16 protein-coding genes and 2 pseudogenes are annotated in these 21616 nt (G+C 70.2%); 11 read left to right on the top strand and 7 right to left on the bottom strand.

The features are described from left to right. Nucleotides 1-106 precede the first annotated feature (106 nt). Nucleotides 107-2068 (bottom strand): ricin-type beta-trefoil lectin domain protein, encoded by a 1962-nt coding sequence (locus tag ACIPSC_RS38000; RefSeq protein WP_400834599.1) that lies wholly within the window; start codon nucleotides 2066-2068, stop codon nucleotides 107-109. A 393-nt stretch (nucleotides 2069-2461) separates the two neighbouring features. On the opposite strand from ACIPSC_RS38000, the gene ACIPSC_RS38005 reads away from it, so the two are divergent. Next, entirely contained in the window at nucleotides 2462-4393 is a 1932-nt protein-coding gene (locus ACIPSC_RS38005) for a protein kinase (RefSeq protein ID WP_400834602.1), read from the top strand. 908 nt (nucleotides 4394-5301) lie between these two features. Here the strand turns inward: ACIPSC_RS38005 and ACIPSC_RS38010 are convergent. From ACIPSC_RS38010 to ACIPSC_RS38020, 3 genes are all read right to left on the bottom strand, one after another. After that, nucleotides 5302-6540: a serine hydrolase domain-containing protein gene (locus tag ACIPSC_RS38010; protein ID WP_400834605.1), complete on the bottom strand. Its 1239-nt coding sequence runs from the start codon at nucleotides 6538-6540 to the stop codon at nucleotides 5302-5304. A gap of 291 nt (nucleotides 6541-6831) precedes the next feature. Next, complete coding sequence (locus ACIPSC_RS38015) at nucleotides 6832-7209, bottom strand: DUF1048 domain-containing protein (RefSeq protein WP_400834608.1); 378 nt, start codon at nucleotides 7207-7209, stop codon at nucleotides 6832-6834. A 2-nt stretch (nucleotides 7210-7211) separates the two neighbouring features. Further along, nucleotides 7212-7541 (bottom strand): PadR family transcriptional regulator, encoded by a 330-nt coding sequence (locus tag ACIPSC_RS38020; protein ID WP_400834611.1) that lies wholly within the window; start codon nucleotides 7539-7541, stop codon nucleotides 7212-7214. A 140-nt stretch (nucleotides 7542-7681) separates the two neighbouring features. Between ACIPSC_RS38020 and ACIPSC_RS38025 the strand changes: the two are divergent. After that, a pseudogene (locus ACIPSC_RS38025) lies at nucleotides 7682-8332 on the top strand (amino acid transporter); the annotation flags it as partial. A gap of 225 nt (nucleotides 8333-8557) precedes the next feature. On the opposite strand, the gene ACIPSC_RS38030 reads toward ACIPSC_RS38025, so the two are convergent. Together ACIPSC_RS38030 and ACIPSC_RS38035 are read right to left on the bottom strand one after the other, a co-directional pair. Further along, on the bottom strand, nucleotides 8558-9085 hold the full coding sequence (locus tag ACIPSC_RS38030; protein WP_400834614.1) for a universal stress protein: 528 nt from the start codon (nucleotides 9083-9085) through the stop codon (nucleotides 8558-8560). 150 nt (nucleotides 9086-9235) lie between these two features. Then, entirely contained in the window at nucleotides 9236-9976 is a 741-nt protein-coding gene (locus ACIPSC_RS38035; protein WP_400834617.1) for a GNAT family N-acetyltransferase, read from the bottom strand. 285 nt (nucleotides 9977-10261) lie between these two features. On the opposite strand from ACIPSC_RS38035, the gene ACIPSC_RS38040 reads away from it, so the two are divergent. The 5 genes from ACIPSC_RS38040 (at nucleotide 10262) to ACIPSC_RS38060 (ending at nucleotide 15134) form a co-directional block, all read left to right on the top strand. Further along, nucleotides 10262-10816: a universal stress protein gene (locus ACIPSC_RS38040; RefSeq protein ID WP_400834620.1), complete on the top strand. Its 555-nt coding sequence runs from the start codon at nucleotides 10262-10264 to the stop codon at nucleotides 10814-10816. A 7-nt stretch (nucleotides 10817-10823) separates the two neighbouring features. Next, nucleotides 10824-11255, top strand: a complete 432-nt coding sequence (locus ACIPSC_RS38045) for a hypothetical protein (RefSeq protein ID WP_400834623.1) — start codon at nucleotides 10824-10826, stop codon at nucleotides 11253-11255. A 512-nt stretch (nucleotides 11256-11767) separates the two neighbouring features. After that, nucleotides 11768-12616, top strand: coding sequence for an SDR family NAD(P)-dependent oxidoreductase (locus ACIPSC_RS38050; RefSeq protein ID WP_400834626.1), 849 nt, complete (start codon nucleotides 11768-11770; stop codon nucleotides 12614-12616). 470 nt (nucleotides 12617-13086) lie between these two features. Beyond that, complete coding sequence (locus ACIPSC_RS38055; protein WP_400834629.1) at nucleotides 13087-14055, top strand: hypothetical protein; 969 nt, start codon at nucleotides 13087-13089, stop codon at nucleotides 14053-14055. Then, nucleotides 14052-15134 (top strand): NAD(P)/FAD-dependent oxidoreductase, encoded by a 1083-nt coding sequence (locus ACIPSC_RS38060; protein ID WP_400834632.1) that lies wholly within the window; start codon nucleotides 14052-14054, stop codon nucleotides 15132-15134. Before ACIPSC_RS38055 ends, ACIPSC_RS38060 begins: the two co-directional genes overlap by 4 nt. A 40-nt stretch (nucleotides 15135-15174) precedes the next feature. Here ACIPSC_RS38060 and ACIPSC_RS38065 read toward each other — a convergent pair whose 3' ends face one another. Beyond that, entirely contained in the window at nucleotides 15175-16389 is a 1215-nt protein-coding gene (locus ACIPSC_RS38065; protein ID WP_400834635.1) for a saccharopine dehydrogenase family protein, read from the bottom strand. Nucleotides 16390-16981: 592 nt separating this feature from the next. Here ACIPSC_RS38065 and ACIPSC_RS38070 point away from each other — a divergent pair. The 4 genes and pseudogenes from ACIPSC_RS38070 to ACIPSC_RS38085 form a co-directional block, all read left to right on the top strand. Continuing rightward, the gene (locus tag ACIPSC_RS38070; RefSeq protein ID WP_400834638.1) at nucleotides 16982-19015 is read left to right on the top strand and encodes an APC family permease; all 2034 of its coding nucleotides are present in this window, start codon (nucleotides 16982-16984) and stop codon (nucleotides 19013-19015) included. Nucleotides 19016-19352: 337 nt separating this feature from the next. Beyond that, nucleotides 19353-19442 carry a K(+)-transporting ATPase subunit F gene (kdpF, locus tag ACIPSC_RS38075; protein ID WP_238863773.1) on the top strand — a complete coding sequence of 30 codons (90 nt, stop codon included), beginning with the start codon at nucleotides 19353-19355 and terminating at the stop codon, nucleotides 19440-19442. A 1-nt stretch (nucleotide 19443) separates the two neighbouring features. After that, complete coding sequence (kdpA, locus tag ACIPSC_RS38080; protein ID WP_400834641.1) at nucleotides 19444-21108, top strand: potassium-transporting ATPase subunit KdpA; 1665 nt, start codon at nucleotides 19444-19446, stop codon at nucleotides 21106-21108. Then, nucleotides 21108-21616: pseudogene (locus ACIPSC_RS38085) on the top strand (potassium-transporting ATPase subunit B); the annotation flags it as partial. The gene kdpA and the pseudogene ACIPSC_RS38085, both read left to right, overlap by 1 nt.

Below are 21616 nucleotides of genomic sequence, written 5' to 3' on the forward strand. Positions count from 1 at the left end.
GGGGCGGCCGGAACCGGCCCTATGGAATCGATCACTTCGGGAACCTCTCGACGCGGTGCAGCATCAGCAGCCCCGGTCGAAGAGCCGATATCGTCAGGGCGGCCGATCAGAGGAGCTGGAAGGACCACTCCTGCTTCCAGCCGCCCTCGCAGCTCCACACCCCGAGCTGCTTGAAGTCGGCGTCGTGGGTGAGGCAGTCGTCGTCGGAGATCTGGATTCGGTACTTGCCGTTGCCGAGGCTGACGAACTGCCACTTCTGGTTGGAGGTGTTGCCCCACGCTTGCTGCTCGGCGAGGTAGGTCTCCGGGTTCTCGGTGAGGTTGTAGCCGAGGTCGTTGACGATCCGGTAGCGGTCGCCGCCCAGCGGCTTGATCGTCCATCGCGACCCCTTGTATCCCAGGATCCCGCCCACGATCGGCGAGCCCCAGCTCGCGGTCTCGGTGGGTGCGCTCGCGCCCAGCCCGTTGGAGAGTTTCAGGAACAGCGGTCGCTCGGTCGGGATGCCGGAACCGCCACCGGTCGTCGGGGGCTTCGGGTTGGTCGGAGTGCCCGGTTCGGCAGGCGTGATCACGCCGCCGGACTTGGACTCCAGGACCCACTCCTGCTGCCAGCCCCGCTTGCACGTCCACACACCGAGTTGCTTGAAGTCGGCGTCGTGGGCGAGACAGTCGTCGTCGGAGATCCGGATCTGGTACCGGCCGTTGCCGACTCCGAAGAGTTCCCACTTCTGCTGGGAGGAGTTGCTCCACGGCTGGAGTTCGGCCATGTAGTTGCTGTTCTCGGTGAGGTCCAGCCCGTAGGAGCTGGTGATGCGGTAGCGACCGCCGCCCACCGAGGTGATCTTCCACTTGGATTCGTTGCCACCCCGGATCCCGGGGACGACCGAGGCGCCGGCGGAACCGCTGAGCGGGACGGCGCCCAGTCCGTTGTCGAGCTTCAGGTACACCTCTGCGCCGTTGTTGCCGGGCGTGGTCGGGTTGGTGGTCGGCGGGGTGCCGCCCCAGGCCCAGTTCTGGTCGGGCGCGTCCCGCCTGTCCTCGGAGCCGCAGGCCCAGGCGGTCACCGTACTGCCGTTGGCGGTCTGGCCGTTGAAGTCGTCGATGCAGACGTCCTTGGACCGGTCGTCCTGATCCGTCATGTGCCGAAAACCGCCGCTGGCCGACATGTGCCAGCGCTGACCGGGGATCTCCAGGCAGTCCCAGACCTGGAGCTTGGCCCCGTTCGCTGCGTTGTTGTCCGCCAGGTCGAGGCACTTGCCGTTGGCCGCCCGGAGCTTGTAACCGTTGTAGGTCCACTTCTGGGCGTCGCCGCCGTTGCACTCCCACATCTGCACGGGGGTGCCGTTCGCGGTGCCGTTGCCCCTGACGTCCAGGCAGGCGTGGTAGCCGGGGCTGCTGGAGTCGGGGGTCAGGCTGCCGGTCCTGGTGGCGTAGCCGGATCGCGCGGGGAAGTGGATGGTGCGCACGTCGCCATCGCACTTGTAGGGCCGCGCGGTGCCCGACCGGCAGGTCCACGACTCCTTCTTGACGGTGTCGCCGTCGTTACCGACGAACGCCCAGTTCATGTAGCCGCCGTCGCCCCGGTTGCGGAAGGTCGAGTCCCCCTGGAAGACCCAGATCCGGAACTTGTCGTAGCCGGACGGCTCCTTCTTCTCCTTGTCCATGAAATGGTTGAGCTTGTAGGTGGTGTCGAGTAGTACCCCCTTCATGTCGGCCTTGTGCTCGTTGGTGAACCACTCGGTGTCATACAGGTCGGTGCCCACGGTTTTGAACACCATGACGTTGAACCCCGGAAATTCCTGGCTCAACTTCGTCGCGGTGTTCTGGGTGAACTCCGCATTGTCCAGCTTGTTGAGGTTCGCGGCGTTGTGCATGAGCTTGATCATGTCGAAGGCAGAGCTGATCAATGAGGTCATGCAGTTGCCGCCGCCCGGCACGGCAGGGGTTCCGCAGGTCTTGTCCACGGGGGCCGCCGGCGCGGCCTGGGCCTGCACGGTCAGGCCGGAGATCACGGCGACTGCGGCCACCCCGCAGGCCAGGGCACGTTTCAGGCGGGACAGTGATTTCATGTCAGAAGCATCTTTCTTCTCGAAGAAGATGGATGCTAGACCTCGGAAATCCTCCGTCTCGGGATTCCTAATGGGATCCATACGACAAGGCCGAGAGGTCTGCCCTTTCGTGCACCGCCCGGCCGGCGAGCTTTGTGGGTCAAGCGGCCTTGGTCGATCTCGGCGCCCTTCATGACGGCTCGTCAGCTCGGTCGGCGGGCCGTCTCATCCTGGCCGGGCCGGGTCTTCTGCCCGTGGGTAGGCGAGGGCCCGGCTGTCGCGTCGGGCCGGCGCCAGGATCCACGGCTCCGGAGGTGCTGGACGTCGAACCCCCGCGTGGCCCCCGGCCGTGTGCGTACGATGCCGGGAGCGGTGCCCCGGGCACGAGAGGGCGGCGCGCGAGAGGTGGGGGCCTTGAACGTCGCGGGGACGCAGATCGCCGGCCGGTACCGGCTGGAGGTGCCGCTCGGGCGTGGCGGCATGGGCGAGGTGTGGCGGGCGTACGACCCGCGGCTGGAGCGGCAGGTCGCGATCAAGTTCCTCTCCCGGCAGTCCGCCCCCGGCCGCGCCCACCTGGACCGGTTCCAGCGCGAGGCTCGGGTCACCGCGCGGCTGCAGCACCCGGGCATCACCCAGGTCTTCGACAGCGGTGCGCACGACGGGCAGCTCTACCTGGTGATGGAGCTGCTCCACGGGCGGGATCTTGCCACCGTGCTGCGTCACCGCACCGTGCTGCCGGTCGAACAGGTGGTGGACCTGACCGCACAGGTCGCCGACGCCCTGGCGTACGCGCACCAGGCGGACATCGTTCACCGCGACGTCAAGCCGGCCAACTTGATGCTGGTCGACGGCGGCCGGGTGAAGATCTGCGACTTCGGGCTCGCCGGGTTCGTCCGCGCCGACTCCGGCCTCACCCGCACCGGCGACATCATGGGTACACCCGACTACATGGCCCCCGAGCAGTGGCGGGGACTGCGGGTCGACGGCCGCGCCGACCTCTACGCGCTGGGCTGCGTGCTCTTCGCGCTGCTCACCGGGCGCGCGCCGTTCACCGCGGGACACGGGGGCTACGCAGCGGTGATGATGCACCACATCCTCACCCCCGCGCCGAGCGCGGCCGGCCTGAGGCGTGAAGTCCCGCACGCGCTCGACCGGTTGGTGATGCAGCTGCTCGCCAAGGATCCGGCGGACCGGCCCGCCGACGCGGCGGCCGTCTCGGACGCGCTGAGGTCGCTGGGCAGCGAGCCCGTCGGACCGGTGCCGCCCGCGTGGCCTGCCACCCCGCCGGCACCGCGCGCGCGACCCGATGGCGCGGCCACGACCGACGCCGAACCCGCGCTGCGCCTCACGTCCTTCTACGACGACCACCTGCCGTCGGGCGCCACCGAGGCCCAGGCGCTTATCGAGGTGATCGGCACCGGCGCCGGTGCGAACGGAACAGCCGCCGCTCCGCCGCGGGCACTGGTCTTCCTGCTGGGCCTGTCCGAGGAGCTACCGGAGGCCGACCTCCGAGCGGTCCGACAGGCCGTGGCCGAAGCCGTCGACGGCCTGGACGACAACGCGTCCTTTGCGATCGTGGCGGGCTCGGAGTACGCCCGGATGCTCTACCCCGAGACCCTGCGGCTCGCCCCGGCGAGTGCGGCGGCCAAGGCCGGGGCCCGTGCGGCCCTGGAACGGCTGGAGCCCATCCGGGACGCCGCCTTCGGGCGCTGGATCCGGCTCGCCGACCAGCTGTTCTCCGCCCACTCCGCAGCGGTGCGCACCGCCGTCATGCTGATCGACCTGGTGGCCGAGGCCGAGACCCCGGATGCACTTGCCGCCGCGCTCGCGTCCTGTACGGGCCGCTTCACCTGCCACGCCCGGGGCCTCGGCACCAACTGGGAGGTGGCGCAGTTGCGTTCCGTCTCCGAGGCGCTCGGGGGGACCGTGAACATCGTCGAGGCCCCCGCTTCCCCCACGTCGGGGATCGAGCAGGAACTGGCGCGGATCGTGGGGCGGACGCGGCAGTCCGTCGCCCGTGACCTCGCCCTGCGGATCACCGCGCCCGCCGGAGGCCGGGTCCGGTTCCTCAAACAGGTCACCCCGGAGCTGGTGGACCTGACCGCGCGGGCGCACCCCGTCGGCCCCGGCACCACCGAGTATGCCGTGGCCGCCCCCGACAACGAGACCCGCGACTACCACCTGTGCCTCGACCTTCCGCCCGGCCGGCACGGTGACCAGATCGCTGCCGTGGCCGAGATCGTCCTGCTTCCCCCGGCGGGCGACGGCCAGGTGCTGGCGCGGCTGGAGTTGCCCTACCGCTTGGGTGAGCTGGGGACCGGGCCGGGCGGAGAACATCGGCTGTGAGCCCTGTGGTTCCGGGTGAGTGTGTCAGGAATTCGTCAAGGGCTCATCTCGGGATCTGCCGGCGATACCGGAAGAAGCAGCCGGTGGGGCCGCTGTCCCGGAGCTGCGCCGACCGGACGGCGGTGTCGGCGCTCTGGGCGTGTTCATCCCCGAATCGTGGCGGAGCGTCAGGTGCCGGCGCGGTAGCGGTGGACGAGGGCGACAGCCATGGCGCCTTCGCCCACACCCGCGGCGACTCGCTTGACCGAATGGGCGCGACGTCGCCTGCCGCGAAGACGCCGGGAACGCTGGTCTCCAGCGGATACGGGCTGCGCGCCAGGGGCCAAGGGATGGACGGCTTGTCGGAGCGTGGCAGATCGGAACCGATCAGGACGAAGCCATGCTCGTCGCAGGCCACGGCGGCGCCGAGCCAGCCGGTGCGAGGCCGTGCCCCGATGAAGGTGAAGACGGCTGCCTGCCCGGCCGAGTTGGCGCCGCCGACGACGTGGACGTGATGCGAGATGCAGGAGCTGCTCTCGGTCGTCGCGCCGCCGCAGGTACAGGCCCTCGCCCGCGAACCGCAGGGCCTGCACCGACGATGACCGTGTCGTAGTGCGGACGGGAGGCGGTGGTGGAGAGCCCGAGCCGCGCGGCGAGCGCGGCGCTGTCCGGAGCGGCGAGCACGGCCCCGTCGGGGAAGGCGACGAGCGGCGGCTGCGCCCTGGCATGCTGAATCAGCAGCCGCTGGGCCTCCGGGTCGGTCTCAGGTTCAGGAACCGAAAGGGATTCCCGTTGCCGGCGAGGAAGCCGCGCACCGCGTGCGTCCCGGCCGACACCGGGTGGCCGACGACGCGGATGCCCCGGTAGGCGGGGCGGTACGCGGCGAGCCAGTCGGGTCTTCTGCCGGACGCATCTCGACCAGGTACAGGTCAGTCGTTGATTGCCTGATGGAGGTTGGTCCAGAAGTCGTGGATGGCGCGCGCCGAATCCGGGGTGGACATTCCGGTTTGAGTGAGCAGGATGCCGACGACCTGGTTGTGCGGGTCGGCGTAGGCAGTGGTGCCAGCTCCGCCGTCCCAGCCGAACTGGCCGATGCGCGCGTAATCACCGCGGCAGGTGCGCACCGTCATCCCGAAGCCCCAGCCACCGTTCTGCCCCAGGCCGTGTGACAGATGGACGACGCTGCGGGCCCAGGCCTGCACGGCGGATGTCTGCTCGGGCGTGAGCCGGTTGGTGGTCATCAGCTCAACGGCGGGCCGGGACAGGATCCGCTGGGTACCGTGCATCCCGTGGTTCAACAGCATCCGGAAGTAGGCGTGGTAGTCGTCGACGGTGGAGTCGAGTCCGCCGCCGCCTGACTGGAACGCGGGGGGCCGACTGTGGTGTCCCCCTTCGGCCTCGTCCGCCACGATGAACTCTCCGGTCTGCGGATCGGGGGCGTACAGGGGTGGCAGCCGGTCGATCTTGTCGGCGGGCACGTGGAAACCGGTGTCCTTCATGCCCAGCGGATCGAGGACGCGTTCGCGCAGGAACTCCTCGTACGACTGGCCGGTGACCCTGGCCACCAGCACGCCGAGCACGTCGTCGCTGACGTTGTACAGCCACCGCTCGCCGGGCTGGTACATCAGTGGGAGTGTGCCCAGGCGGCGTATCCACTCATCCGGCTCCGGCGCCGGCAACAGCCATCCGTCCTCCTGGCCGTAAACCCCCTGCTCGAAGAACTCGCCCATGATCGGAGAGGTCGGTGCCGTCATATCCACTCCGAGCCCGAACGTGGAGGTGAGCAGGTCCCGGACGGTGATCGGACGTCGCGCCGGCACGGTTGCGTCCAGCGGGCCGTCGGCCCGCTGGAGCACCCGTCGGTCAGCGAGCTCGGGCAGCCACTGATCCACCGGGTCGTCCAGCCGTATTCGGCACTCATCCAGCAGGACCATTGCCGCCGCGACCGCGACCGGCTTGGTCGTCGAGGCCATCCGAAAGATGGTGTCCCGGCGCATCGGTAACCCACCGTCATGGCGCATCGTCCCGATCGCTTCGACGTGTGTCTCCTCGCCCCGGCCGACCAGGGCGACGAGCCCGGGAATCCTGCCGGACTCCACATGCCGTGCCAGCACGTCGCGCAGTCTGCGCAGCCCCGCTTCGGAGAAGCCGTTGTTTCCATTTCCCATCGTGAATCTCCTTGCATCCAGTGTTCGATCTTGTGTGACCCGTCCCGGCGTGGCGCTCATGGGCTTTGTCCGGGCGCGTTCGGCGTGGCTCAGGCCGCTGCCCTGGGGGCGCATCGCCGAACCGTTCGTGGCATCCCTCGCCAACCTCTCTGTCGCCGTCCTGGCGCCGCTGACATGCGGCGAGAGGTAGCCGGTCGGGCATGACCCAGGGGCCGGGTGGCGCAGACAGGCGATGAACGCGGTGCCCGGCCCCGGGCGCGATGTGCTGTGTCGTTAGCAGACCGTCTTGTCTTAGTCTCCGGTCTTCTCGTTGGCGGCGCGCTCGATATCGTCAGTCAGCCGCTTGCGCGCACTGGCGGGCACGTAGGCGCCGCCCTCCGAGTAGTTCTGGGCGAACGCGTCGGCGAACTCCACCGGGTCCTGGCCGACGATCCCGCGGATCGGCGTTCCGTCCGCCACCGCCTGCTCGAACAGGTCGGCGAGGTCTTCGAACATCGACGCATTGCTGTCGGCGTCGGTCGGCACGAAGTGCATCAGGTACCGCTCGATCGCCTCGACCGCTGTGCGGTAGTTCCCGGGAAGCGCCTTGGCGCGCGCCCTGTAGGCCCGCCAGCGCTTCTTGGGCCCGATCATCTTCGCGATGAAGCCGCTGTTCTCGGCATCGGACATGGCTACTTGCCCCCTTCGCGTAGCTGTTCCAGTCGTTGTGTGAGGAAGTTCCACGTTTCCCAGAACTCTTCGAGGTACTTCCGTCCCTCGGCGTTGAGGGAGTGCACCTTGCGTGGCGGCCCCTTCTCGGACGGGACCTTCTCCACGTCGACGAGACCACGCTTCTCCATCCTGAGGAGCAGCGCGTAGACGGTCCCTTCGGCGATCTCGGAGAAGCCCTGCTCCCGCAGCCGTGCCGTGATCTCGTAGCCGTAGGCGGGTCGGCCGGACAGGGACGCGAGAATGAGGCCCTCCAGCGTGCCCTTGAGCATCTCCGTCAGCAGCTTGGCCATAGAACACCTCCTCTCTGCACTAGTAAGCGGTGTTGAGTACCAGTGCACTGTAACGCTGACTACCGGTACTTAGCAAGACGGAATAGCTGGGTCGGCGGCGCCCGGGCTGGTACTTTCCGGTCTCATCGCGGCGACCGTGTAACTGGACCATCGCCTTCGCGGTGATCGCTGCGGTCTTTCTCTACACCACGGCGGTCAACATCGCCGAGCGGCCGGACGGCGTCAAGATCGGTGCGTGCTTCATCGCCGGCATCATCCTGGTCTCGCTGCTCTCCCGGCTCAAGCGCGCATTCGAGCTGCGGGTCACCGACGCCACCTTCGACGAGGCCGCCGAGCGCTTCATCCGTGACTGCACGCACCGCCCGCTGCGGCTGATCGCCAACGAGCCGAACGGTCGCGACCTGGCTGACTATCAGGCGAAGAAGCGGCAGATCCGGGCGGACAACGACATCCCGGCCGAGGACGACCTGGCCTTCGTCGAGGTCACCGTTCTCGACCCCTCCGAGTTCGAGGCCGCGCTGACTGTCCGCGGCGAGGTGCTGCACGGCCGCTATCGGGTGCTCTCCCTGGAGAGCTCCAGCGTGCCGAACGCCCTTGCGGCCCTGCTGCTGGCCGTCCGGGACCGCACCGGGCAGCAGCCGCACATCTACTTCGAGTGGACCGAGGGCAATCCCTTCGCCCAGTTCTTCCGGTTCTTCCTGTTCGGGCAGGGCGAGGTCGCCCCGGTCACCCGCGAGGTGCTGCGCGAGGCCGAGCCCGACCGCTCCCGCCGCCCCCGCGTCCATGTCGGACAGGGCGCAGCATGGAGGCCTGAGACCGGGAGGCGACGGGTCGGCGGTGACCGGGAGGCTACGGGCGTTCCTGGGGACAGCGTCAGGGTGCGGAAGATGTACGCCGTGCTCGCTGATCGGCACCGGCTGTGCGGTGGGGCTGGACGTCGCGGTCGGCCTGGTAGAGACGTACGGCCGGCGGGGCAGTGAGCAGCAGCTCGGCTGGTCCGTGTGCCGGGCTGACGCTCAGCGCGCGCCCGCGGTCCGGGCGAACCGGCTGCCCGTGGCGAGGGGGAGTGGCGCCCCGCTGCGGGCGGTGAGCGTGAGCTGCTGCAGCAGCTCGGACGGGGAGACGGCGATGACCGGGCAGGTCGCGTAGGTGCGGCAGTAGCGCAGGACGGAGCCGTGCAGCAGGCGGTCGAGGCGGCCGTGCGTGCCGGTGCCGACCACGATCAGGTCGGCCGGGCCGGTGACGGCGCGGACCAGGGCTGCACCGGCGTGCCCCCGGACCACCAGCGGGCGGACGACCAGGTCGGCGGGGTAGCCGCCGAAGGGCTGGTCGAATGCGGTGTCGAGGCGCCTGCGAGCGGCGTGCTCCTGCTCGGACAGCGGGCGCAGGCCGTCGCGGTCGGTGCCGTCGGACGGGGTCCAGGCGACGACCGGGACGAGCGTGGCCCCGTGCCGGGCGGCCTCGTGCACGGCGCGGTACAGCGCGGCGAGACTGCTCAACGAGCCGCTCAGTCCGACGATCACGCGGGTGGGGGTGCCGGTCATGGCGGTTCGCCTCCGTCATCGGGTCTTTCACTACCTCCAGTGAACGCGTGTCCTGAGTGGTGGGGGCGTCCGACAACGGCATCATGACGTCCGGCAGCGGCTTTCTGACGCAGCCCTGACGTGCGAGGTCTCCGTGGGTTACCGGTCGGCTCAGCGTGCGAGGGCCGGGCCGGCCCAGTACACCACCTCCCGCCGGACGGGTCGGTAGCCCGCGGCCTCGGCCAGGGCCCGGCTGGCGTGGTTGCTCCGGGGCGCCGACCAGGTCGGGACGAGGCCCTGCCGGTGGGCGGCCGTGGTGGCGGCCTGGACACAGGCGAGCGCGAGGTCGAGACGGCGGAACGCGGGTCGGTGGCGACGCCGAGATCGATGTGGTCGCGCCCCACGAGGTAACCGCAGGCCAGGGAGGCGAGGCAGGGGCCGAGGAAGGCGCCCCAGGCGAGGCCGCTCGTGGCGACCGCGCGGTGGCCGGCCCAGGTCCGGGCGATCCAGTGCGGCTCGTTCGCAGCTGGATTGCCCCGGAGAGCGAAGCGGTCGAGCCGGGCCTCGTCGCCGGGAGCGAGCGGACGGATCCACGCGGCGGTGTGCGGCGATACCCGCCGCCGGGGTGGCTCCGCGTGCACGTAAACCACACGCACCCACGGGGTGAGGTGCGTGAAGGTACGTCCCAGTAGCGGCAGGAAGCGTTCCGGGGCGTGGAACTGGCCGCGCCCGAAGCGGGCCAGGACGGCGGTCTCCAGCCGTGCCGGGTCGCCGGACAACAGGCTCTCCGGCCCGCAGTGGACCAGCAGCGCGCGAACGTCCGCAGGGTTGTCCGCCCACCAGCCGCCATGGGCGCTGCGCCCGACATGGGCGGGGAGACAGGTGGCCCCGGTGCGCTCGGGGGTGAACCACGTGGTGGACGGCAGAGGGGCGGCAGTGGTGAGAAGCACGCGTCCAGTAGCAAGGCTCGACGAACCCATGGCCCGGTCATTGACGAACGCCTGGCGGCAAGGGGGCCGTCCTTGATGACCCCTTGTCATCGGCACCCGGGGGATCCGGCGTTAGGGACACGTTCTGATCGTGTCCGTCCACGTCAGGATCCCGTCAAGATCGCGTGGAGAACCCCGGCCGGGCCGGTTGGCTGGAAGTCGCTGAGAAACAGCAGATGACTGAGCGGTACGGCGACGAGGACGGGACATGAACGGGAGCCACCAGGACGACGGACGGCCGGTGGGCCGGGTGGTGGTCGGGGTGAGCGGGTCGCTGGGCAGTCTGACTGCCCTCCACCGGGCCGTGGCCGAGGCCCGACGCACCGGCGCGGTGCTCGTGCCCGTCCTGGCCTGGGAGCCGCCCGGTGGCGAGATCGGCTACCGGAGGTCCCCCTGCCCGCCGCTGCTGGCCGCCGTGAGTGCGGCCGCCGAGCAGCGCTTGACCGTGGCCCTGGACACGGCCTTCGCGGGTGGCGACCCGGGCGTGCCGATGCACCGGGTGGTGATCCGCGGTGAGACCGGCCCCGCGCTCGTCGAGGTTGCCGACCGCGCCGGCGACCTGCTCGTGGTCGGTCAGAGCGGCGGCCTGCTGCGGCGCCGGCTACGTCGTTCGGTGACCGCGTACTGCGTCCGGGAGGCCGGTTGCTCGGTGCTCACCGTGTCCAGGCCGGAGCTCCAGCACGAGCTGGAGGTGCTGCACCGGCGCAACCAGTGGCACCTGCCGGTCGGGCCCGCGCCCGAGCTGGTCCGGGCGAAGGGGTAGACGGACCGTGCGGATGTACTCGGCCCGGCCCGGCGGTCACCGGTTCCGTCCGGTGGTGGACCGGCTCCCGGCCTCGATGGCCGGTACGGTGACGCTGGTGGCCGGCGGTGCGCTCGCGCTCGGCCTGGGGTGGCTCGGGGAGCTGCACTCCGGCTGGTTCGCCTACGTCGCCTACACCGGGCTGGCCGCGCTGGCCGGAGGGTTCTCCCGACCGGCGGCCGCACCGGCGATCGGCATGGCCGCCTGGCTGTGCTGCAACGCCTTCGCGGAGCACCGCCACGCCGAACTCGGCTGGGCCGGCCCCGCACCCGAGGCCGGCCACCTTGCCCTCTTCACCACGGCCGCTCTGCTGCTGTCGCTGCCCGCGGCCCTGCCCCGTCGGGCGGTCCGGGTCGAGCACCTGTCCCTCCCCGGTCGGCGGCAACGCCGTCTCGGCTGACCGCCCCATCGAAGCCACCTCCGGCTGCCCGCCGGAGGTGGCTTCCGTCGTTTGCCGACAGACCCAATCCCCCGATAGGCCAAGGCGTGTGACGTTCGGTCGTCTCACCGTCGTCAATGGGACGTCAGGGAGGTGCAAGGGGTTCGTCAGGGAGGGTGAACGGGACTTGTCCCCGGCGTTGGCGGAGGCTTTGATGGGGGACATGAACCGCTCGACACGTCACCACGACCGCCCGCCGCATACGCGGCCGCAGGTCGTCGCTGTCGCGGTCATCACCGCCGCCCGGTAGGACCGAGCCTCCCCGCTCCGCCCGCCGGTCGTGCGTACGGGCCCGGTGCGCCGTTACGTCGTGCCCGCGCCGCTCACCGCCGTCCGCCCCCTCCCGCCTGTCGTGCGGGCAGGGGCGGGCGCGCTCTCTCATCGCACCAACCTTCCCGCACAGGCGGCCCCGCAGACAGCCGGCACTCGCCGTGCTTGCGCACCCCGCCGTGCCTTCCACCCTTGGATGGGTCATGTCCGACGCTGTTCTGCCCGCCCTCCCCCAGCCTTCGGCCGGGGGTACCCCCATCGCCCTCGTCACCGGCGCCTCCTCCGGGATCGGCTGGGAGACGGCCCGCCTGTTGGCCGGGTTCGGTGCCACCGTGTTGGTGCACGCCCGCACCACCGCCGAGGCCGAGGACGCCGTCGAGCGCCTGGTCGCCGCAGGCGCCCGACGGGACCAACTCGTCGAGCTTGCTGCCGACTTCACCAAGCTGTCGGAGGTCGCTGTGCTGGCCGGCAAGGTCGTCAAGCACTACCCGGCGCTGGACCTGCTGGTGAACAACGCCGCCGTGATGGCTCCGGAGCGCTGCACCCTCACCGACGACGGCAACGAGGTCTCGCTCCAGGTCAACTTCCTCGCCGCGCACCTGCTCGCCAAGCTCCTGCGCGCCCCGCTGTCCGCGGCCGGCGACGCGCGGATCGTCAACGTCTCCTCCTCCCTGCACCGCACCGCCTCGATGAACTGGACGGACCCGCACCGGGTGAAGAAGTACTCGCGAGTCGCCGCCTACGCGCAGTCGCAGCTGGCGCTGACCATGGCGACCGCCGACATGGCACCGGCCGGCTCCGGTATCACCGCGGTCAGCCTCAACCCGGGTCTGTGCGACACCGCCTTGCTGCCGCTGTACGGCCGGGTCGGTGCGCCGGCGGCGGAGGGTGCGGCTGCGGTGGTCCGGCTCTGCCTGCCGGAGGTGTCGCTGATCAACGGCGAGTACTACGACGGCGGCGAGCTCGCCCCGACCGCCGCGGCAGCCCAGGAGGAGCGCTCGCAGAAGCGCCTCGCCAAGCTGGCCGACCAACTCGTCGGTCGTGCCGCCTGAACCTGCCGCCCCCACGATCCGAGAAGAACTCCATGTCCAAGCGCGCCCGCAAGAAGAAGGCCCGGCGGAAGAAGAAGGCCAACCACGGCCGGAAGCCGGGCCAGTAGCCCACTGACCCACCCGGTGCCGCGTGCCACCGGCACCGGGTGCACCTCGTGACCCCTGGCGTTCCCTGTCCGGACTGTGGCGGACAGGGGATGCCGGGGGCCGTGTCATTGCGCCGGGCGTCAAGATCACGTCAGGACCGACGAGGTCGGCGTCAGGAATGCGTAGGAAGCGGCGGGCGGGTCCGGGCCGCCGCACGATCGTCACAACCACGATCGACGCCTTGCCCCGGTGAATTCTTACCGAATCGGAACGTCTGCCGGTCTGCAGGAGCTTCCGGAAGGAAGGCCACGTTCGCCTGTGCCATGATCGGCCGACCACTCCGTTTGATCTTCCTGACATTTCGCCGAACGAAGGAGAACGCCTTGGCAGGGACGTCTTCCGGCCGCCACATCGAGATCGCCTGGCCCGATATCGGCATAGCCGTGACCGCGGAACTCGACGGCCGCAACCCTGCCCTGGCCGATGCGTTATGGGAGGCGCTGCCCTACCGGAGCCTCCAAGGACATGCCCTGGTCGCCGGAGAGCACCTCTACCACGTGGCGCCGATTCCTTCGCTGCTCCACCTGCCCGCAGACCACAAGATCGCCGACCGGCGCGAAGCGCCGGACGGGACGGTGTTCTGCTCCGCTCTCCAACACCTGGGCATCAAGTACGGCACACTCACCGAACCCATGCCGGCCACTCCGGTGGGCCGGATCCGCGAGCAGGACATGCCCGCCCTGGCCGAGGCCGGCAGCGCGGTCTGGGATGCGGTCTACTCGACGAAGAAGCCGATCACGGCCGAAGTCCGGAGGAAGGGCGAGCAGGGCGGCCACCGCATTCCGCGCCTGCACGCCTCCGACAAGGACGTCGACGCCCTGGTCGCCGACATTCATGCCGAGACCGAGAAGATCTGGCTGACGGAACCGTCCGAACTCGGCGAGATCCACCGCGGATGCATCCCGTCCGGAGCCGGTACGTTCGAGACCGTCCTTCCCACGCTGCTGTTCGTCAACGGCGAGATCCGCCCCCTCGGCTACGCCTCCTACGGCGGCCTCGTGCGCGGGGCGGCCCAGGGCATGCCGATCGGAGCCCTGCAGCACATGGCGCGCCTACTCGTCAGCGTCCCCGCAGAATTCCTGGGCTACTGCGGCCTGGAGAAGCTGTGGCACTTCACCCGGCGTTTCCTGGCCCTGCTCGACGAACTGGACCACGGCGACTTCATGGCCGTCACCAGTCAGATGGCCCTCTACCTCAACTGCCTCGGCGGCTGGAGCCTTCAGCTGTACCCGTGGACGACCGGTGACCACCTTCGCCGGCAGCCGACCGGCCGGACGGGCGGCCAGGCATGAACACGCTGCCCGAGCGCGCCGGCACAGTCGTCATCGGCGGAGGACTGATCGGGACCTCGATCGCCTGCCACCTCGCCGAAACCGGCGAAAACACCGTGCTCCTCGAACGATCCACCCTCGGATCCGGCTCCTCCGCAGCCACCGCGCACGTCGCCCGCACCTACTTCCCCGGCGACCCCCGCACCGGCTCCCTGGCCGTGCGCAGCCTGCGCGCCTACCACAGCTTCACCGCCCGTACCGCAACTTCCCTGGGGCTGCGCCGTGTGGGATTCCTCGTGCTGTTCGACGAAGAAGAGCAGGTGCGGAAGTTCAAGGCCGACCACGATGCACAACGGGAAGCCGGAGTGGACGTCTCCCTGCTCACCCCGGCCGAAGCCCTGGCGCTCAACCCGCTGATCGACGAGCGGTCCATCGTGGCTGCCGCATGGTCCCCGGAGGCCTACGACTGCGACCCGTCCGCGGTCGTCCGCGGCTACGCCACCGCAGCCCGGGCGGCAGGCGCGCGGGTGGTGACCCACACCCCCGTCACCGCCATCAGCAGTGCCGGGCGCGTCACCACACCCGCAGGTGACATCCTGGCCGGCACCATCGTGTGTGCGGCAGGACCGTGGTCGCGTGAAGTGGCCTCGATGGCCGGCATCGACCTGCCGGTCGACACCTATCCGGTCGAACTGCTGCTCACCGGCCTGCCTTCCACGCCGGTCGGCGCCCTCCCGATGACCCTCCATGCCACCACAGGCCTCCGGATACGCGCATGGAAGGATCGGGTCCTTGTCGGAATGGGACGCCCCCGGCCCGGCGAAGGCCGAACCGCCTGGCTCACACGCGTTGCCCGGCAGCTCGGAACCCTCTACCCCGCCCTGGACGGCATCGGCCTGCACCGGGGCTGGAGCGGAGCCTTCGACGCCACCCCCGACAACACCGCCCTCATCGGCGCTCACCACGCCCGCCCGTTCCTGTGGGCGGCCGGGTTCTCCGGCCAGGGCCTGTGCCAGGCCCCGGCGGCCGGTGAAATCATCCGCGACCTGGTCGTCAACGGCCGGGCGCGGCAGGGTGGATCCGCTCTCCGTACGTCATAGGGCAGTTGATTCGGCAGCTGGTTGAGGGTGCCTGGGCCCTCTACCGGCCAGGGGCGGTCGTCGGCGGAGTGTCCAGCACCCGGAAGGAGATGCCCGCCGCGACCAGCCGGTCGATCAGCGGGCGGCCCATCGCCACCGCCGTGGTCAGCTGCCCTGCCACAGGCGGCAGGTCGTCGTACGACAGGCAGAGTGCCGACTCGGCCAGCATCTTCGCGGTCTCCTGGTAGCCGGGATCGCCGCCGGACACCTCGGTGAGGACCACCCGCCCGCCCGGCGCCCGCGCCACGAACCGCACGGCGAACCACGACCGTGCCCGCTGATCCGCACTGGGCCCGTCGCCGGGCTTGCGCAGCCGCCCCAAGGCCCGGCGCAGCGCCGGCAGCTGGGCAGCGAGGGCGACCGCCACCACCGCGGCGACACCGCCGAGGGCGATCGGCAGCCGCTTCACCGCCGCGTAGTGCGCGTAGCCGAAGTCCGGGCCGTACTCGTCCAGTGCGGCGGCCGAGCGGGACACCACCTGCGGGTCGATCGAGGGCATCGGTACCGCCCAGGCCCGGGCCGCCCGCGACCGGTGGGGCCGGCCGGCCGGTGTGCGGATCAGCCGTCCCCTGGGCCGGGGCTCGGCGGCGCGGCGCGCCCGGGCGGCCCGGGCCATCGCCCGCGGTCGGGAGAAGGCCGTCATCGCGGAGGCGAAGGTGCCGCCGGAGATGGTGCCGCCGGCGCGGACGAAGCCCTCGACCGAGACCCGGGCCGCCGGGCCGCCGCGGCGCAGCAGTTCCTCGACGGTGAACAGCACACCGAGGTCGTGCGGCACCGAGTCGAAGCCGCAGGCGTGCACCAGCCGCGCGCCGGTGGCCACCGCGCGCTCGTGGTGCCGGAGGTACATCCGGTCGACGAACTCCGGCTCGCCGGTGAGGTCGACGTAGTCGGTGCCGCTGTCCGCGCAGGCCGCCACCAACGGCTCGCCGTGTCGCAGGTACGGGCCGACCGTGGACACCACCACCCGGGCCGAGGCGGCCACGTCGCGCAGCGCCCCGCGGTCCGCGGCGTCCGCGACGAGCAGCGGAAGGTCGGCGCAGCGCGGGTCGATCTGCGCCAGCTTCGTCCGGACGGCGGCGAGCCTGCGTTCGTCCCGCCCGGCGAGTGCCCAGCGGCAGTCCTCCGGCGCGGCCCGGGCCAGGTATTCGGCGGTGAGCCCGCCGGTGAACCCGGTGGCTCCGAACAGGACCAGGTCGTACGGGCGCGGCTCGGCCATCAACAGTCCCTACTTGCGGGTAATCGACTGCGTCACGCTAGGAGCCCGTCGGGGCACTGTCAACGGTCTCGGCCATCGGCGGCGCCGTGTGCCCGGTGCGCAATGCCGTCGATGCGGGCCTGAGCGCCCTGCTGCTTCGAGGTGGGAGCGGTCGAGGTGCCGAGGCCCTCCGGGCGGTGTCGGTCGACCCACGATCCACCGGCCGCCGATCAGTCCTTCAGGGCCGCTTGCACCATCGCAAGGCCCTGCGACGATGTGCAGCTGTACCGTGCGGGCGCTGCAGAACCGGCGCGGCGCCGTCATCGACCGGGCCCTGCACCGCCACACCGACGCGGTGCTCTGCCGGCTCCGGATGCGGATGTGAGGTGTACGTAGCTGGGCCCTAGAGACCGATTTGTCCTATTTGTGCGCCACAGCTGGGCATCTTGACGACACCTTAACGCCACCCCTTAACGGCCTCCATCGCCCCTTCGGCACGTCTCCGATATGCCTCTGAGCTGGGGATATGATGCGCCGAACGGGTGTATCGGCGGCCCGCCGATGGTCGGAAGGGCCGCTTGTCTTAACGCCGCAGCGGCATACGCTCGCCGACGTGTTCAATCTGCCCCAGGCGCTCAAGCGCCTAGTGATCGGCAAGGCCATGCGCAGCGAGGAACTGGGCGAGACCCTGCTGCCCAAGCGCCTCGCTCTGCCGATCTTCGCTTCCGACCCGCTCTCCTCGGTCGCCTACGCGACCCAGGAGATCCTGCTGGTGCTCACCGTCGGTGGCACCGCCTTCCTGTACCTGACCCCGTGGATCGCGGCCGGCGTGGTCGCGCTGATGGTCGTCGTCGTGGCGTCGTACCGCCAGGTCGTGCACGCCTACCCGAGCGGCGGCGGCTCGTACGAGGTGGTGTCCCGCAACCTCGGCCCGAACTCGGGGCTGGTGGTCGCGGCGTCGCTGCTGGTCGACTACGTGATGACGGTCGCGGTGTCGGTGGCCTCCGGCGTCGACAACATCATCTCGGCGTTCAACGGGCTCGCCGACTACCGGGTCCCGATGGCCGTCGGTTTCGTGGCGATCCTGGCGGCGATGAACCTGCGCGGGGTCCGGGAGTCCGGCAAGGCCTTCGCGGCGCCGACCTACCTGTTCATCGGCGCGATCCTGATCATGATCATCACAGGCCTGATCCGGGCGCTCTTCGGAGACACCCCGGTCGCGGAGAGTGCGGCCTTCGGGATCGTCCCCGTGGACGGCAAGGACACCCTGGCCGGGCTCGGCCTGCTGATGCTCGGCCTGCGGGCGTTCGCCTCCGGCTGCACCGCGCTCACGGGCGTCGAGGCGATCTCCAACGGCGTGCCGGCCTTCCGGGCGCCCAAGTCGAAGAACGCCGCCGCCACGATGAGCGTCATGGGCATCACGGCCATCGTGATGTTCGTCGGGGTCACCGCGCTCGCGCTGATGTCGAAGGTGCACTACGTCGACGACGCCTGCCAGCTGACCGGCATCGCCGGGGACTGCTCCGGCTACACCCAGCAGACCGTGATCGCCCAGCTCGCGGCCTCGATCTTCGGCGGCACCGACAGCATCCTGTTCTACGTCGTCCAGGCCGCCACCGCGCTCGTCCTGATCCTGGCGGCCAACACCGCGTTCAACGGCTTCCCGCTGCTGGCCTCGATCCTGGCCGAGCACCGCTACCTGCCGCGCCAGATGCACACCCGCGGCGACCGCCTCGCCTTCTCCAACGGCATCATCGCGCTCGCGGTGGTCGCCGGCGGACTGCTCTGGCTGTACGGGGCGGACGTCACCAGCCTGATCCACCTCTACATCCTGGGCGTCTTCACCTCCTTCACGCTCTCCCAGATCGGCATGGTGAAGCACTGGAACCGGGTGCTCGCCGACGAGACGGACAGCTCGGTGCGCGGCGCCGCCCACCGCTCCCGGATCATCAATGCGCTCGGTGCGGTCACCACCGCGCTGGTGCTGGTCATCGTCCTGATCACCAAGTTCACCCAGGGCGCCTGGCTGGCCGTGCTCGCCGCCGTCGTCCTGTGGGTGATGATGCGCGGCATCCGCCGGCACTACGACGCGGTGGCCGACGAGCTCGCGATCGACGACCCGCGTGAGGAGTCGGTGCGGCCGTCCAAGGTGCACGGGATCGTGCTGGTCTCCAAGCTGCACAAGCCCACACTGCGGGCGCTCGGCTACGCGCAGGCGTTCCGGCCGGACTCGTTGGAGGCCCTCACCGTCGCGGTGGAGCAGGACGCCACCCAGGAGCTGGAACGGCAGTGGGAGAACCTGGACGTCCAGGTGCCGTTGAAGGTGCTGGACTCGCCTTTCCGGGAGATCACCAAGCCGGTCGTCGGCTACGTCCGGACGGTGCGCCGCACCAGCCCGCGCGACGCCGTGGCGGTCTTCATCCCGGAGTACGTGGTCGGCCACTGGTGGGAGCACCTCCTGCACAACCAGTCGGCACTCTGGCTGAAGAGCCGGCTGCTCTTCACACCCGGCGTGATGGTGATCAGCGTTCCGTGGCAGCTCTCCTCGGCACCACGTGCCGACCACCCTGCCCGCCGGGCCCCCGGCTCGGTCCGCCGGGGTGAGCCCGCCCGGGCCAAGGACGTCCCGGAGCCGGAGAAGGTCTGATCCGCGTGCGTACAGGTGGTCCCGGGCAGCGCGCTGCCCGGGACCACCGACACGTTCGGGCCAAGGTGAGCTCTCAGGCGTGTGAAGCCGGTATCAAGGCCGCGTCAATGTTCCGGATCCACCCGTATGGACGGCGTCAGGGATCCCGTGGAGGGTTCCCGCGGCTGCTTTGCTGCTTCCGCCGGTCTTCCGCCGGTGCCGCGATCTGGCCCATACGGGCAGGCCGTGGCCACCTCCGAACCACCGTGGTGGAGCCCATGTCGGATCTCATCTACGTCGCCGTCACGGTTGCCGTGTTCGGCGTCATCGCCCTGATCGCGCGGGGGGTGGAGAAGCTGTGAGCGCGGAGAACGTCGCAGGTCTCATCGTCGCTGTCGCGCTTGTCGGCTACCTCGTCGTGGCGTTGATCTACCCGGAGAAGTTCTGACATGAGCTCCACTCTCGCGGGCTGGCTGCAGGCCCTGGCCCTGGTGGCCGCGCTGGTGCTGTGCTACCGCCCCCTGGGCGACTACATCGCCCGTATCCTCACCTCCTCGAAGCACCTGAGAGTCGAGCGCGGCCTGTACCGGGTGATCGGCGTGGACGGCGACGCCGACCAGCGCTGGCCGGTCTACCTGCGCTCGGTGCTGGCCTTCTCGGCCGTCTCGGTCCTCTTCCTCTACGGCCTGATCCGGCTGCAGCAGCACCTGCTGCTGAGCCTCGGGGTCGAGCAGATGGCGGGGCACCAGGCGTGGAACACCGCGATCTCGTTCGTCACCAACACCAACTGGCAGTCCTACAGCGGTGAGTCCGCGATGGGGCACCTGGTGCAGATGGCGGGCCTGGCGGTGCAGAACTTCGTCTCCGCCGCCGTCGGCATCGCGATCGTGGCGGCGCTGATCCGCGGGTTCACCCGCAACCGCACCGACCGGCTGGGCAACTTCTGGGTGGACCTGACCCGCGTCTCGCTGCGCCTGCTGCTGCCGGTCTCGATCGTGTTCGCGCTCGCGCTGGTGGCGACCGGTGTGGTGCAGAACTTCCACGGCTTCCACGAGGTCGCCACCCTGGCCGGCGACCCGCAGTCGATCCCGGGCGGGCCGGTGGCCTCGCAGGAGGTCATCAAGGAGCTGGGCACCAACGGTGGCGGCTTCTTCAACGCCAACTCCTCGCACCCGTTCGAGAACCCGACCGGGCTGAGCAACTTCCTGGAGATCTTCCTCATCCTGCTGATCCCGTTCGCGCTGCCGCGGGCGTTCGGCCGGATGGTGGGCGACAACCGCCAGGGCTACGCCATCGCGTCCGTCATGGCGATCTTCTGGGTCGCCTCGGTGGCGCTGATCACCTTCTTCGAGTCGCAGCACTCGGGTGCGGCGATGAGCGCGGCCGGCGGGGCGATGGAGGGCAAGGAGCAGCGGTTCGGCATCGCGGCGTCCAGCCTGTTCGCGGCGTCGACGACGCTCACCTCGACCGGTGCGGTCAACTCCTTCCACGACTCGTTCACGCCGTTCGGCGGCGGGATCACGATGTTCAACATGATGCTGGGCGAGATCGCGCCCGGCGGGGTGGGTTCCGGTCTCTACGGAATGCTGATCCTGGCGATCGTCGCGGTCTTCGTGGCCGGTCTGATGGTCGGCCGCACCCCGGAGTACCTGGGCAAGAAGCTCGGCGGCCGGGAGATGAAGTTCGCCTCCCTCTACATCCTCACCACTCCCACGATCGTGCTGGTGGGTACGGGTGTCGCGATGGCACTGCCGGGCGAGCGGGCCGGGATGCTCAACTCGGGCGCCCACGGCTTCTCCGAGGTGCTGTACGCCTTCACCTCGGCGGCGAACAACAACGGCTCGGCGTTCGCCGGTGTCACGGTGAACACCGACTGGTACGACACGGCGCTGGGCCTGGCGATGGTGTTCGGCCGGTTCCTGCCGATGGTCTTCGTCCTGGCGCTGGCCGGCGCGCTCGCCCGCCAGCAGCCCGTCCCGGCCACCCCGGGCACCCTGCCCACCCACAAGCCGCTGTTCGTGGGCCTGCTGTCGGGCGTCGTCCTGATCGTCGTCGGTCTCACCTACTTCCCGGCCCTGGCCCTCGGGCCGATCGCGGAAGGTCTCTCCTCCTGATGTCCACGCCAACGCTCACTCCCGCTCCGGCTGACAAGGCCGAGAGCACGGTGCCCCACAGAGTTTCCGGTGGGCTGCTCGATCCCAAGATGATCGTGAAGTCCCTCCCGGACGCGGTGAAGAAGCTCGACCCCCGGGTGATGGTCAAGAACCCGGTGATGTTCGTGGTCGAGGTCGGCTCGGTGGTCACCACCATTTCGGCCATAGCGAACCCCTCAGTGTTCGCCTGGTCGATCACCGTCTGGCTCTGGCTGACCACGATCTTCGCCAACCTGGCGGAGGCCGTGGCCGAGGGCCGCGGCAAGGCGCAGGCCGACACGCTACGCAAGACCAAGACCGACACCATGGCCCGCCGCCTCACCGACTGGCCGAAGAGCCAGGCGGAGGAGGAGGTCTCCGGCACCGCGCTGCGCCTGGGCGACCACGTGGTGGTCGAGGCCGGGCAGATCATCCCGGGCGACGGCGACGTCGTCGAGGGCGTCGCGAGCGTGGACGAGTCGGCGATCAC

Source organism: Kitasatospora sp. NPDC090091, assembly GCF_044747365.1.
In the GTDB taxonomy this organism is placed as follows: domain Bacteria; phylum Actinomycetota; class Actinomycetes; order Streptomycetales; family Streptomycetaceae; genus Kitasatospora.